The following is a 14716-nucleotide window of genomic DNA, read 5'->3' on the forward strand; positions in this document are numbered from 1 at the left end:
TAGATGATTGGCAGGGTTTTTTATAGTTATAAAGAAAAATCTTTTTGCTGATAAGCTTTACATAGTAAGGAAAGGCTAATCAATAATCAGTTGCTCGGGTCCATCCTCTTGCTGCATCGCGAGGTTTGCTACCATCGATAGTGCATGTGCTTGCTGGTCTATAGGCTGTTTAGTAGCTTCGCCTGTGACTCCTCCGCGCAGCCAATTCTTAGCCAAAGCATCACTATGTTGCTGATTTTGCAAGTTATACCAAGCCAAATCATGATGCAGACTAACCACATCTCCCATGATCAATAGGGCAGGCGTGGGCAGCTGAGCGTCCTCTTGTTTGGCAACAATCGTTGCAAGCGTACCTGTCAGTACTTGCTGATTGGGCATGCTGGCATTAGAGACGATGGCAATGGGAGTATCACTACTACGGCCAGCGTCAACTAAGCCTTCAGTCAAACGTGCCAGCGAATGCAAACCCATATAAAACACGACGGTTTCATCCGTATTCAAGAAATTTTTGAAGTTGCTGTTGGGTGCGCCAGCCTTCAAGAACCCTGTCACAAAACGCACGGATTGTGAATGATCACGGTGAGTTAAGGGAATACCAGCATAGCTAGCAGCGGCATTAGCTGCAGTAATACCCGGTACAACTTGATAGGGTATATTATGTGCTCGCAAGCTTTCGATCTCTTCGCCGCCACGTCCAAAGATAAAGGGGTCACCACCTTTTAAACGAACCACACGGCGACCTTCTTTGGCGCTATTGACCAACAACTCATTGATGCCAAGCTGAGCGACCGTATGGTTACTGCGTTTTTTACCGACAAATACTTTATCAGAATCACGGCGGCAAAGATCCAGCACTTGTGGCGATACCAAGGCATCATAATAGACAATATCTGCTTGCTGCATCAAACGCAGCGCTTTAAACGTCAATAGCTCCGGATCACCAGGACCTGCACCAACGATATAGACTTCACCCACGGGAGGTGTTTTTTTGTCTGAATCATCCGATAGCGTAGGCGTTGTATTTACTGGGGTATCAGAGTGGTTTTTATGATGAATAGCAGCGGCAGCACTGTCTAAATCAGCTTGTAATTGGGCAATAGCTTCCGTCTCGTTACCTGCAAACATGAGCTGACTGACCTGACCTTCAAACGCGCGCTCCCAAAACTGACGACGGCCAGTGAGCGTCGGTATTTTGGCTTTTACTTCACTGCGAAAATCACCAGCCAGCTTAGCCAATTTGCCATAACCTTGAGGGATTAAGGTTTCAAGGCGTGCTCGTAATAGCCGTGCCAATACCGGCGCTTTACCATTTGATGAAATCCCAATCACAATGGGGTTACGATCAATGATGGCTGGAAAGATAAAATCGCACAATGGCGGCGTATCGACCACATTGACTGGGATATTTAGCTCAGTTGCATCTGCGTGAATCTCATGGTTCAGCGTTTCATCGTCAGTCGCGGCAATAATCACGCGTGCACCTAACATATAGTGCTTATTATAGTTCTCGTAGATAAACTGGTGTTTATCATCCGTTAGCAAAGCTTGTAACTCATGGCTGATATCTGGCGCAAGAATCGTAATGCACGCGCCAGCGCGGCTGAGCAAGTCCGCTTTACGCAGTGCCACTTCGCCGCCGCCCACGATGAGCACTTTACGGCCTTCTAATTTAAAAAATAGCGGGAAGGTGTTCATAGCGTCACCATATATTTAATTGTTTATTATAAAGGGTGGAGAAGGTATAAGGAATGCCGTCATTATGAGGTATCACAGGCATACTCTCACCTAGTGAATTGGCATTAATATATTCGTTTTTGGGATATAAATTCATATTTTATCTAAAAACAGGAATAGCTGACAGTATAAGTAACTGATAAATTAAGGCAAAAAAACCCCGCTTGGTTCTCATAGAGCCAAGCGGGATTTTTTATTGATATAGCTGTAGCCATTGTTCAACAAACAATCGCTACAGCAAGCAGCTTACTATAGCTGAGTATGCAAACCACACTCACGGCTTTCTTCTACTTTCGTTGGGTCAAAGTAGTCATGCTCGTTTGGTAGGTTGTTATCTTCTAAGTAGACATCTAAGTCAGCATCTGTTTTTTCAAACAATGGGGCTACTTTTAATACACCGTCTTTTGACAAACTAAGCACGTCGAGACCTTGACGGAACTCAGTTTGGTCTTTACGAATCGCGTTAAACCAGACATCAGGCTTTAGCTCATCTAGTGCACGGCGGAATGGCTCAAGTTTAACTTGCTCAGTGAACTCGTCATGCTGAGGGTTATCGATACCTGGGATACCGTTCATGGTCGCGTCACGGTGGGCAGCCGTTTGTTTTGGGATATAGGTCACAACATTCAAATCAAGGTCACGGATCAATTTGTTAGCAAATTGATAGGTTGCATCTGTGTTGTAGCCTGAGTCTACCCACAATACTGTGATATCAGGACGCTGCTTAGCAACCAAATGCAAAATCGCTGACTCGTATGGACGGAAGTTGGTGGTGATAATTGGATTTTTTGCTTGAGTCAGTGCCCACTCAACGATTTGCTCAGGTGATTTACCTTGCAAGTCTTGGTTGGCTTGGTCAATATCTAGGTTTGGGTGTAGTTGGCTCATAATACGTTCCTTAATGGTTATTAATATAAAATTATCAGTGATGAATATAAAGTTTTGTAGTTAATACGACAACTATGCGACCGATGGCTCTGATGATGCAAACATCGGTAAATCCGAAGCACTTCGACCATCATAGCTGCTAGCAAGCGCTGTAAAGGCTTGCTCAATGCCAAATTTAGAATCAGCTTCTAGGTCATGCTCACTCAATACAAAGCTATCAACGCCCACACGTAACATATAAGCAATTTGATCACGGCCAAACGCACCAGCAACACGAATCTCACCTGTATAGCCGATTTGGCGCAGGGTGCGTGCAAAACTAAAGTGACGACCATCAGCGAACTTAGGCACATCAATAACAATCAATGCCTGCGCTGATAGTAATTCACTAATGCCTTCTAGTGCATCAGCATCTGTATCGGCGGTAACCCATAATCCAAGTCGGCTACTGTGCTGTACGATCAGCTCATAAACCTCTTTAATCAGACCACCAGCCTGCGCGCCTGACTCGTCTAATAGGTCAGTAAGCGGTACGATCACATCAGGCTTTTCTTGCTTTTGTAGTAGCTCAAGCAACGTGATATTAGTCGATACGATACTCTCAGGCAGATCATTCGTAGTGAGTACATGCCAGGTGTCTTGGCTACTAATGTCTACGCCATGATTGTCCAAAATATGATGATTAGCCATAGACCTTCTCCTTAAATGGATCAATACCAACGCGCTCAACCAATTGACCGAAACTCTCGACGTCATTGTCTGTGCTGGCACGTAAGTCCACGTACACATCAACGATCTGCTGTATGGTGCTGGCGACCTCAAGAGCAGGGACGGATTTGCCTAAGATTTTGCCAAGTTTGGCATCATCGCTAGAGTTACCGCCAAGACTGATCTGGTACCAATGTTCACCTTTTTTATCAACACCCAAGATACCGATATCGCCTGTATGATGATGCGCACAGGCATTGATACAGCCAGACATGTTCAGACGAATCTCACCTAAATCATACAGATAATCAAGATCATCGAATTGCTTTTCGATTTGCTCAGCGATGTTATGCGTCGTTGCATTGGCAAGCGAGCAATAATCCCAACCTGGGCAGACAATCATATCTGTTAGGGTATTGATGTTTGCGCGTGCTAAATGTAGGTCAGATAGCTGCTGCCATAACTCATAAAGATGGTTGGTCTGTACGTCAGCGAATACTAAGTTCTGTTGATACGTACCACGCAGCTCACCAAAGCTGTATTTATCAGACAAATCAGCTAGTGCATCCATTTGCGAGTCACTGACATCACCAGATGGTACGTATTTACCATCAACCAAGCCCGCTTTAAGCGAGATTACGACTGCACGATAACCTGCTACTTTATGCGCTACGGTGTTTTGGTTATACCAATTGGCAAAGTCTTTATCAGCGTTTAGTTGCTGTTGTAGCTCAGACTGTACTTGTAGTGCGTCGAACGATGCATAGTCAGGCTCACTAAAGAAACCAGTCGCTGTTGCAAAGTTCTCATCAGTCAAGGTAAGTGGGCCATCTTTGGTGTGGGCTTCCCATTCAGCATTGACCAATTTGGCAAACGCTGGACCGCCCATGCTTTCGACCAAAATTTTGATACGTGATCTGTATTTGCTGCCTTTGTCACGGCGGCCATGCAAGTTATAGACACGCAAGATAGCATCTAAATAGCTCAGCAAATGCTGACGTGGCAAGAATTTATTGATAACTTTACCAAGGACAGGAATACGTCCAAGACCGCCACCAACCAATACTTCAAAACCAATCTCACCGTCATCATTGGTTTTTACGTGTAAACCGACATCGTGTACTTGCGTTGCTGCGCGGTCATCATTGGTACCGATCACAGCAATCTTAAATTTACGCGGCAAAAAAGCAAACTCAGGGTGGAAGGTTGACCACTGACGAATAATCTCACAGTAAGGACGTGGGTCAGCAATCTCTTCTTTATGAATACCAGCGTACGGATCCGTTGTGGTATTACGGATACAGTTGCCTGAAGTTTGGATGGCATGCATCTGTACCGATGCCAATTCAGCTAGGATATCTGGCACGTCTTCTAGTTTTGGCCAGTTCAACTGAATATTGGTACGGGTCGTGAAGTGCCCATAGCCTTTGTCATACTTGCGAGTAATCTCAGCCAATTTTCGCAATTGATAGCTGGCAAGTAAGCCATAAGGAATGGCAATACGCAACATTGGCGCATAACGCTGGATGTAAAGGCCGTTTTGCAGTCGCAGTGGCAAAAACTGCTCTTCTGGCAGCTCACCTGCCAAAAATCGCTCAGTTTGGTCGCGAAACTGGGCAACTCGTTCCTCTACCAAAGTCTGGTCAGCGTAATTATATTGATACATGACGTAATCTCAGTTTTGTTTTTAATTTTAAAATCAGCGACGAAAATGATTTGCGTGTGTAATAGGTTTTATTGCCGGGTGCAATGCGCATAATTCAGCTATACATGATATAAGCTTGCACTCAGAATCATAAATTCCTTTCAGACATATCCATATCCAAACACAGCATAAATTTTCATAACGAAAGTTAGGTAGCCTATGCGTATCAAATTCAATGCCTGATGGTTATTACTCCTCTAACGACTATTACACTATTTTTTGCTAGCAGCTACCTATATAAGCGACACTTTACAGCAACTTATTTTCTTCGACCATTCTTTTATTTAAGAGGTTTTAAAAATTATATGACTCAAACTCAAGCTCCGACCCAGTCAAAACTCGTTCCGCCACATGGTAGTGACGTACTTAAACCTTTACTATTAAATGATGATGCACGTGCTCAAGCGTTAGAGCTTGCCAGCACATTGCCATCTATTACCCTCAGCTCACGTGAGCGCGGTGATTTGATCATGTTCGGTATCGGCGGCTTCACGCCACTAAATGGTTTTATGAATCAAGCGGACTGGCAGGGCGTGGTAGACAACATGCGCTTGCAAAGCGGCGAAAACGCAGGCTTGTTTTGGCCAATTCCTATCACGCTATCTGCGCCAACAGAGACTGCGGACAGTTTGAGTCAAGGTGACAAAGTAGCCTTAGTTGCTCAAGATGGCGAAGTCATGGGTATTTTGACAGTAGAAGAAACCTACACTATCGATAAAGAGCACGAGTGCCAGCAAGTATTTACAACTACCGATTCAGAGCATCCAGGTGTTCAGCAAGTACTGAATCAAGAAGCTGTCAATATTGCCGGTAGCGTTGAAGTATTGAGTGAAGGCGAGTTCCCAACACTATATCCAGAGATCTACAAAACGCCCGCAGAGACACGCGAAATTTTAGATGCTAAAGGCTGGAAGACAGTGGCGGCATTTCAAACGCGTAACCCAATGCACCGTTCACACGAATATCTGGCCAAGATTGCAATTGAGATCTGTGATGGTGTATTGATTCATTCATTACTAGGCGCGCTAAAGCCGGGCGATATCCCAGCAGAAGTCCGTCAAGAAGCCATCAAAACGCTAATCGATAATTACTTTAGACAAGATACTGTTATCCAAGCGGGTTATCCGTTAGACATGCGCTATGCCGGTCCACGCGAGGCGCTACTGCATGCGCTATTCCGTCAAAACTATGGCTGTAGCCACCTGATTGTCGGCCGTGACCATGCGGGTGTGGGTGATTACTATGGTGCGTTTGATGCACAAACGATTTTTGAACATGTTGGTAAAGATGACCTTATCACCCAACCACTAAAAATTGGCTGGACGTTCTGGTGTAATGCTTGTAATGCGATGGCCTCTGACAAGACTTGTCCGCACGATGCCTCTGAGCACGTTAAAGTCTCAGGTACTAAACTGCGTAAAGCACTATCAGAAGACATGGATGTGCCAGATAACTTTAGTCGTCCAGAAGTATTACAGATTTTGCGTGATTACTACGCCGGTATCGCTCGCGAAGAACGTGCTGAAGTTAAATTAACAGGGGCGTCTGCGGTATAACGACTGATCATCAGTATAAATAACGCGTACGAAACCAGTTATAAAAAAGGTGTCAGACTTATGGTCTGGCACCTTTTTTTCTACTATTTCCAAACACCAGCGCTGACTATTAGATCTCTAGACCTGCTGCCAACTTTTTATATTCTCCAGCAAGCGAGCCACCACCTGAGCAAAAATAGTTCAGTGCATACTTGTCTGTACTGTCGATGGTGAGAGTGTCATCTTTAAATTGAAAAAAGGCGGTGCTGTCATTTACCTGTGCCTGAAAAATCGTACCGTGAGCGGCATCTTGCCCCATGAGTATCGCCTTGCCATCGAAGTGACAAGTAGGTTTTTTGATATCGCTGCGTGAACGAACTTTAATATCAATCTGCTGATCACTCTCTGCTCGTACCTTTACGCCAACCCAGTCATAGCCTTGAGCACGTTTATCGTAGTCTGCAGAAGCATAATCCGCTGAAAGTTTGTCTGCAAAAACTTCATCTACTGAACTAATTACTGATTTGATAGTGCTTTGATTAGCGCTATTCATAGTAGGCGACATGTTGTTACAGCCTATTAAAGCCATAAGGGCAGAGGTGATCATCATGAGCCTACCAGCAGAATAAAAGCGACGGTACGAAAGAGTCATATAAATGCCTTTGGTCGAGTAAAAAGGTAAAGATTCAAATTACTAGGGTCTGAAAACCTTATCGTATACAAACAATGGTACCGATTACCCAAATTATAGTCTACTGAATAAACCTGCCAGCAGTGATGTACCTTTTTTTACTCCTCATGCTGTCAAACAAAGACTGACAGCACTTATGCCAACATCACTATTCGATAAGCGAATTCGTCACTAAGCGTTTGCTATTTATGCTGATAGCATAGCTTTCATCCTCCCCAAGACCCAAAAATAAAAACGTCCTCCAAAATAGTCATTCATAGTGAAAATTATTTTGGCACAAACGTTCTATTACCTTTACTGAGAATCTCATGCAAAAAACAACAAACATTCAGTTCGTGAGTGACCGTCGCCTATCCGCCAAGACTCTTGGTATCAGCAGTATCATTACTGCAGCGGCCATAATGACTGGGTGTAGCCCAACTGAAGCCACACAGAATGATGCCGTCGCAGCTGGCAATAACGACTCACAAGACGTTAGCCTGCTCAATGTCTCTTATGACGTATCTCGCGATTTTTATAGAGACTACAATGAGCTATTTCGTACTGATTATCTCAAATCCCATCCAGACAGCGAGGTAAAGGTCAACCAATCACATGGTGGCTCAAGTAAGCAAGCACTGTCCGTGGCCAATGGTTTGCAGGCTGATGTGGTGACTTTTAATCAAGAAACCGATATGAACTTATTGGTCGAGAGAGGCTTAGTCAGCACTGACTGGCAGCAAGCGTTACCCAATGGCGCTGTCCCTTATACCAGTACGATGGTGCTACTGGTTCGTACGGGCAATCCAAAAAACATTAAAGACTGGTCAGATTTGGCACGTAATGATGTCGAAGTCGTTATCCCTAACCCCAAGACCAGTGGCACGGCACGCTATGCGTTCTTAGGTGCTTATGGCTATGGGCTGCATCAATTTAAAGAAAAGAGCAGCGAAAACCCTACTAAAACTGATGGCTTTATCAAAAAGCTGCTAGCAAACGTAGTCACTTATGACAATGGCGCGCGTGCAGCAACTACCAGCTTCACTCAGCGCGGCCTAGGGGATGTGCTGATTACGACTGAAAACGAAGCGCATTTGACAGCCAAGCAGTTTGCCAAAGGTCAGGTCGATATCGTCTATCCAAGCTACTCTATTACCATCGCCAACCCAGTAGCAGTGGTCACGGCAGTGACTGAAAAATCAGGTAAGACGGCAGCGGCAAATGCTTATCTGAAAGGTTTATGGGACAAGCCTGCACAAGAGCTCATGGCAGAGATGTACATGCGCCCAAGTAACGAGCAAGTCCTAGCCACTCACAAGGATACATTACCTGATATCGAGACGTTTGATCCTGTGACGGTCTTTGGCTCATGGAACCAAATTATGGATGGATTTTTTGTCGATGGCGGCCGTTTTGATCAGCTGGCGAGCACCAAGACGAGCAGCAAGTAGCCGCTGATTATCTAATTTGTAGAACTGTCTATCTTGCCTATCATTACTAAGGTACATACAAGAAGGCATATGTAAGGCAGATCGCATTTGTGCCAGTAGCAACACTGTCCATTGCTAAACCAACAGTTATACATAACTCGTAGTGTGATAAATTATTGATATGTTTAGAATTGTCCGCTTGTTATTCCCTTTTGGCAATAACATACGCATATTCATCATTAAACATAATAAGATGGCACTGTTAGCATACTTGCATCACACAACAGACATCTTTGAGGTATTTATGACAGACGTAGCCGGTTATCAACAAAAAAGTAAAACTCTTAGTGCCTTAAGTATTGCTGGCGTTGCCTTGACACTTGGTCTGGCTGGCTGTAGCAATAGCGAGACGACTGATGCGGCTGCTAACGCTGATGGTACGGCAGCAGAAGGGCAGAGCATTGAGCTACTGAATGTCTCATACGATGTGGCACGTGACTTTTATAAAGACTACAACCCATTGTTTGTTGAGCACTATAAAGCTGAGAACCCAGACAGCGATATCTTAATTAAGCAATCGCATGGCGGCTCAAGCAAGCAAGCGTTGTCTGTTGCTAACGGCCTACAAGCAGATGTTGCTACTATGAACCAAGGCTCTGATATTGAGTTACTTGAGAAAAAAGGCTTGGTTGAGTCAGATTGGGAAAGCAAATTCCCAGACAATGCGGTTCCGTTCACCAGTACAATCGTATTTTTGGTACGTAAAGACAATCCAAAAAATATTCAAGACTGGGAAGACTTGACCCAAGACGGTATTGAGATCGTCATGGCCAATCCGAAGGTCACAGGTAACGGTCGTTATGCGTTCTTAGGTGCATATGGTTATGGTCTACATGCTTTTAATGAAGATGAAACAAAAGCTAAAGGCTACGTCAAAGACATGCTAAAAAATGTCAAAGTTTATGAGAATGGCGGACGTGCAGCAACGACGACTTTCGTACAGCGCGGTATCGGTGATGTTTTGGTCACTTTTGAAAACGAAGCAAACCTAGCAGCGACTGATTTCGGTGCTGGTCAAGTCGATATCGTGTATCCAAAATACTCAATCAAATCAGAGAGCCCTGTGGCTGTCGTGAAGACCGTAACAGATAAAAAGGGCACTACAGACGCTGCCAAAGCGTATCTTGATTACTTGTGGAGTGAGCCTGCTCAGCAGCTAGCAGCTGACCTATACTTGCGCCCTAGTGTCCAAAGCGTTCTTGAAAAAAATGGCGATAAACTGCCGCCAGTTGAAACTTTCCGTCCGAACGATGCCTTTGGCACATGGGACGAGATCATGAGCACGTACTTCAGCGATGGTGGTGTGTTTGACCAGCTAGCGATTAATGCACCGCAGTAATTGTTAGTCAATGATTTAGAGCCGCTACTGCGCTAGACATTGATTAGCTCGACAGTTAGTTATGAAGCACCCCATAAAGGACATGGTCGTACGCACTATGTCCTTTATATCATAAGCCGACCAATAATAATTTTTATAACAATAGTAATAATGGTCTTACGGTGAGCACCCTCGCTAAGTACCACCAGTTAGGCAATAGGACATCACTATGAGTGCAACATCTTCTTCTGCCAGTAAACCCGCCAATAAAAAGGGTTGGCTAACCCGTTTGCGTCAGCGCAATGTGCTACCTGGGTTTGGTCTGAGCATGGGTATAACTGTCTTTAGCTTGTCGTTATTGGTAGTCCTACCGTTTGCCATGATGGCCTATACCACAACCCAGATGGGGTGGACTGGGTTTTGGGATACCATTACTCAGCCGCAGGTCACTGCTGCTATCAAACTGAGCTTATGGATGTCGTTTTTGGCGATGCTGACCAACATGGTGTTTGGTACATTGGTCGCTTGGGTGCTGGTTCGCTATGAGTTTTGGGGAAAGTCACTCATCAATGCTTTGGTCGATCTTCCATTTGCGTTGCCAACGGCAGTAACAGGTATCTCACTGGCGACTCTATATGCGCCTAATGGCTTAATTGGTCAATGGTTTGCCAAGTTTGATATTCAGGTGGCCTTTACGCCAATAGGTATTTGGTTGGCACTGGTCGTCGTGAGCTTTCCCTTTATCGTTCGTGCCGTGCAGCCAGTACTCGCTGAGCTATCAGTCGAGTTTGAAGAAGCATCTGCGGTTTTGGGTGCCAATCGTCTCACGACATTTCGTAAAGTGATCTTGCCAGAGTTATTGCCTGCCTTGCTGATGGGTGCAGGTATGATGTTTGCTCGTGCGACTGGTGAGTATGGCTCGGTTATCTTTATCGCTGGCAACATACCGATGCAGTCTGAAATTTTGCCACTCATTATCATCAGTAAGCTTGAGCAGTTTGACATTCAAGGCGCCTCTGCGGTCGCACTATTTATGCTGCTCATATCGTTTATTATCTTGTTGACCATTAATATCATGCAGTGGAAACTGTCGCGCCGTGTAGGAGCTCGCTAATATGCAAATATCCAATAGCTACGACTACCAAAAAAACGCAGCGACTAAAGATTCCCCATGGATACGCCGCACCTTTATTGTTATTGCCGTGCTGTTTATGGTCTTGATGCTTGTGGTGCCATTATTGGCTGTGTTTTATGAAGCATTCAAAAATGGCTGGCAGTTATATCTTGCCTCATTGGTTGATCCTGAAGCATTGCAAGCCATCAAGCTTACGTTGATTACTGCCGCCATTGTGTTGCCGATCAATATGGTGATGGGTATTGCGATTGCATGGTTGGTCACACGCTACCAGTTCAAAGGCAAGCAGCTGGTGACCACACTGCTTGATTTACCGTTCTCAGTATCACCAGTTGTTGCCGGTTTGATGTTTGTGCTGCTATTCGGTCTGAACTCTACAATCGGTGGCTGGCTTGAGAGTATGGGCTTTCAGGTGATCTATGCCGTACCTGGTATCATTTTGGCGACACTATTTGTGACCTTTCCTTTTGTCGCACGGGAGTTGATACCGCTGATGCAAACCCAAGGCGACTCTGAGGAGCAAGCAGCGTTAACCTTAGGTGCGAGTGGTTGGCAGACTTTTTGGCATGTGACACTGCCTAATATCAAATGGGCACTGCTGTATGGTTTGATTTTGACCAATGCGCGTGCGATGGGTGAGTTTGGTGCTGTCAGCGTTGTATCTGGTCATATTCGCGGTGAGACCAACACCATGCCGCTATTGGTTGAGATTGCCTACAACGATTATAACTTTACTGCTGCGTTTGCTTTATCGAGCTTACTGGCCGCACTTGCCTTGATAACGCTATTGATTCAGCAAGTCATGACCAAAATGCAAGAACGTAAGTTTGCAAAGTCTGAGCGTTTAGCGAGTGCACCTGAGCTACCAGTAAGTGCCAATGCAACGACTGCAACAGCTGAGAGTGTTGATAAGTGATAAGTAACGCGATTCAACGATATCCAACTTGGCAGTGTTAATAGGACTGACATAGTAGCTACCCAGTACCTTGCTACGATACGACAAAAGACATAATAAGAGATACGATTATGAGCATTGAGATTCGCAACGTTAATAAAAAATTCGGTAACTTTACGGCTTTAGATAATATCAATATCACTGTACCGACTGGCAAGTTGACGACGCTATTAGGTCCTTCAGGCTGCGGTAAGACCACGTTGCTACGTATTATCGCAGGCTTAGAATATGCTGACTCTGGGCAGGTATTGTTTGATGAGTTAGATGTCACCAATACCCCTGTACAAAAGCGCCATATTGGTTTTATGTTTCAGCACTATGCGCTATTTCGCCATAAGAACATCGCAGACAATGTCGCCTTTGGTCTAACACTACTACCAAAAAATGAGCGACCTAGTAAAGCGGATATCAATAAGCGTGTGGCAGAGCTACTAGATCTGGTACAGCTCCCACAAGTGGCCAATGCTTATCCACATCAGTTATCAGGTGGTCAACGTCAGCGTATTGCACTAGCGCGCGCACTCGCTGTAAAGCCAAAGCTATTACTGCTTGATGAGCCATTTGGCGCGCTAGATGCCAAAGTACGTAAAGAGCTACGTACGTGGCTAAAAAACATCCATCATGAGCTCGGTATCACAAGCATCATGGTGACTCACGATCAGGAAGAAGCTCGCGCCGTATCAGATGAGATTGTGGTGATGAACCAAGGGCGAGTAGAGCAGGTAGGGACGTCAGAGGAGCTGATACATCAGCCAGCCAATGCGTTTATCAGTGACTTCTTAGATCTGACATAAGCAGCTGACGAGCCAATAAAAAAGCCTACTTATGTAGGCTTTTTTATTGGCTGCTCTCATCATCTTAGCTACAGTGAACTGAACCGTCGCCTTTATGATACTTAAGCAGGTTTTGACTCGTCTTTGTCGATATCACTTGGGGCAAGTTGATCATAAGTGATGTCTAAGATCTCTTGACACCACTCTGGTAAATCATCAGCGACCTCATACCACATCCATGTACCGTCACGTACACAGCTTAAGATACCTAATTTTTTCAAATGGTTCAAATGCCGCGATATCGTGGGCTGCGGCTGATCAAGCATGTCTACTAGATCGCCCACGCAACGTGTTTCTTTTTTGAAAAGAATTTGAAATATTTTTAGGCGTGTCGGATCAGATAAGACTTTAAACAAATCAATAGGTCGTATCGTAAAATTATTATCAGACATAGGAAAATTCCAATGGGCTTCGTTTATAGGGGTTCAATATAACAGCAGTCATCTACAAAATCGATTAAAAAATAAGCAAAATTACAGTTCATCGTTAATTCACTACCTTCGACAATATTCGGTTACATGCACGCTTATATCCACTTACATAAATAGATGAAAAAAGACATAGTAATACTGCTGCGACTAAAAAAAGATGTTAAATGTTATTGAAAATGATAATAGTTATCGTTATTATACTGCATATCGTGATTCATCGAATAAGTAGTGGTATTCAGAGGAGCCCGTTCATGTACGTATGTATCTGCAACAACGTAAAAGAAAAGCAAATCAAGGCAGCTATTGCATCTGGTGTCGATACCCTTGATGGTCTAAAAGACACTCTAGATGTGGCAACGTGCTGTGGATGCTGCGAGCCTATGGTTAATGACTACTTGGACGAGCATCATGCCAGTCTCGATGTTTTAGCATATGCGGTTTAAGTATATTTAGCGTAAGCTATTGTATTTCCAACATAAAAATATATATTCAATATATTGCATTTACTCTTTCATTATACATAAGGGGTAGGTTGCAAGCGTCCATATAACCTCTTTGATACACCGACCTACTTGCTACAGACTTGTATCAAGTATCCTGATTAGCAATTGTAGACAATTATAATTCTCAATTAGCATCTTATTCTTAGTTCACAACATTACATGCTATATAGCGCCTGTATGCTACTATATCTGTCTAAGATTGTAAGATGTTTTGTTGACTTTGCTCTTTACTGACCAGTTTACCAATCATGCTGTCCTTATATATTTAATTGTGAATATAAGGTGAAGTGCAAAAAATAAATAGAGGAGTACGCATTATGATAGGTAGCCAAAAAGTTATTGATTATTTGAATTTTTTGCTAGGCGGCGAGCTTGCCGCTCGTGACCAATATTTTATCCACTCAGAGATGTATGCTGAATGGCACTACGGCAAATTATATGATCGTATCCATCACGAAATGGATGATGAGACGCTGCACGCACAGGCGATTGTCCGCCGTATTTTGATGCTGAGCGGCACCCCTAAGATGACAGTCGATAAAATCAATATCGGTAGCACTGTTCCTGAGATGTTGCAGCTTGATTTAGATTTAGAGTACCAAGTACAGCAGCATTTAAAAGATGGCATCGCGCTTTGTGAAGCAGAGCATGACTATGTCACGCGTGAGATGTTGGTTGAGCAGCTAAAAGATACGGAAGAGGATCATGCACACTGGTTAGAGCAGCAGCTACGTTTGATTGATATGATTGGTCTGCCCAATTACCTACAAAGCCAAATGGCTGAGGTGACTCCTAATCTTGTCTGATATCA

14 protein-coding genes are annotated in these 14716 nt (G+C 44.2%); 8 read left to right on the forward strand and 6 right to left on the reverse strand.

Features of this window, described 5'->3' with window-relative positions; translation table 11 throughout:
- Nucleotides 1-75 precede the first annotated feature (75 nt).
- The 4 genes from cysG to ACTXGL_RS09270 form a co-directional block, all read right to left on the reverse strand.
- Entirely contained in the window at nt 76-1695 is a 1620-nt protein-coding gene (gene cysG, locus ACTXGL_RS09255; RefSeq protein ID WP_443526422.1) for a siroheme synthase CysG, read from the reverse strand.
- A 288-nt stretch (nt 1696-1983) separates the two neighbouring features.
- Nucleotides 1984-2622, reverse strand: coding sequence for a phosphoadenosine phosphosulfate reductase domain-containing protein (locus tag ACTXGL_RS09260; protein WP_443526424.1), 639 nt, complete (start codon nt 2620-2622; stop codon nt 1984-1986).
- Between the two features lie 72 nt (nt 2623-2694).
- Nucleotides 2695-3312, reverse strand: a complete 618-nt coding sequence (locus tag ACTXGL_RS09265; protein ID WP_443526426.1) for a DUF934 domain-containing protein — start codon at nt 3310-3312, stop codon at nt 2695-2697.
- On the reverse strand, nt 3305-4996 hold the full coding sequence (locus ACTXGL_RS09270) for a nitrite/sulfite reductase (protein ID WP_443526427.1): 1692 nt from the start codon (nt 4994-4996) through the stop codon (nt 3305-3307). Before ACTXGL_RS09270 ends, ACTXGL_RS09265 begins: the two co-directional genes overlap by 8 nt.
- 344 nt (nt 4997-5340) lie before the next feature.
- Between ACTXGL_RS09270 and sat the strand changes: the two genes are divergently transcribed.
- Nucleotides 5341-6591, forward strand: a complete 1251-nt coding sequence (sat, locus tag ACTXGL_RS09275) for a sulfate adenylyltransferase (RefSeq protein WP_443526428.1) — start codon at nt 5341-5343, stop codon at nt 6589-6591.
- A gap of 109 nt (nt 6592-6700) precedes the next feature.
- Here sat and ACTXGL_RS09280 read toward each other — a convergent pair whose 3' ends face one another.
- Nucleotides 6701-7222, reverse strand: a complete 522-nt coding sequence (locus ACTXGL_RS09280; protein ID WP_443526430.1) for a hypothetical protein — start codon at nt 7220-7222, stop codon at nt 6701-6703.
- A 440-nt stretch (nt 7223-7662) separates the two neighbouring features.
- Here ACTXGL_RS09280 and ACTXGL_RS09285 point away from each other — a divergent pair, with 440 nt between their 5' ends.
- From ACTXGL_RS09285 to ACTXGL_RS09305, 5 genes are all read left to right on the forward strand, one after another.
- Nucleotides 7663-8691, forward strand: a complete 1029-nt coding sequence (locus ACTXGL_RS09285) for a sulfate ABC transporter substrate-binding protein (protein ID WP_443526638.1) — start codon at nt 7663-7665, stop codon at nt 8689-8691.
- Nucleotides 8692-8974: 283 nt separating this feature from the next.
- Nucleotides 8975-10069, forward strand: coding sequence for a sulfate ABC transporter substrate-binding protein (locus ACTXGL_RS09290; protein ID WP_443526432.1), 1095 nt, complete (start codon nt 8975-8977; stop codon nt 10067-10069).
- A gap of 208 nt (nt 10070-10277) precedes the next feature.
- Nucleotides 10278-11162: a sulfate ABC transporter permease subunit CysT gene (cysT, locus tag ACTXGL_RS09295; RefSeq protein ID WP_443526434.1), complete on the forward strand. Its 885-nt coding sequence runs from the start codon at nt 10278-10280 to the stop codon at nt 11160-11162.
- Nucleotide 11163: 1 nt separating this feature from the next.
- Complete coding sequence (gene cysW, locus ACTXGL_RS09300; protein ID WP_443526436.1) at nt 11164-12099, forward strand: sulfate ABC transporter permease subunit CysW; 936 nt, start codon at nt 11164-11166, stop codon at nt 12097-12099.
- A gap of 110 nt (nt 12100-12209) precedes the next feature.
- A complete protein-coding gene (locus ACTXGL_RS09305; RefSeq protein ID WP_319051705.1) occupies nt 12210-12932 on the forward strand; it encodes a sulfate/molybdate ABC transporter ATP-binding protein in 723 nt (240 codons plus the stop codon).
- Between the two features lie 101 nt (nt 12933-13033).
- Here the strand turns inward: ACTXGL_RS09305 and ACTXGL_RS09310 are convergent, their stop codons facing one another.
- Nucleotides 13034-13363, reverse strand: coding sequence for an ArsR/SmtB family transcription factor (locus tag ACTXGL_RS09310; protein WP_443526439.1), 330 nt, complete (start codon nt 13361-13363; stop codon nt 13034-13036).
- A 290-nt stretch (nt 13364-13653) separates the two neighbouring features.
- Between ACTXGL_RS09310 and ACTXGL_RS09315 the strand changes: the two genes are divergently transcribed.
- Together ACTXGL_RS09315 and bfr are read left to right on the forward strand one after the other, a co-directional pair.
- The gene (locus ACTXGL_RS09315) at nt 13654-13845 is read left to right on the forward strand and encodes a (2Fe-2S)-binding protein (protein ID WP_319051702.1); all 192 of its coding nucleotides are present in this window, start codon (nt 13654-13656) and stop codon (nt 13843-13845) included.
- Between the two features lie 377 nt (nt 13846-14222).
- Entirely contained in the window at nt 14223-14711 is a 489-nt protein-coding gene (gene bfr, locus ACTXGL_RS09320) for a bacterioferritin (protein WP_319051701.1), read from the forward strand.
- The last annotated feature ends 5 nt before the right edge of the window (nt 14712-14716 follow it).

This window comes from Psychrobacter sp. T6-6, from assembly GCF_052258185.1.
GTDB lineage: Bacteria > Pseudomonadota > Gammaproteobacteria > Pseudomonadales > Moraxellaceae > Psychrobacter.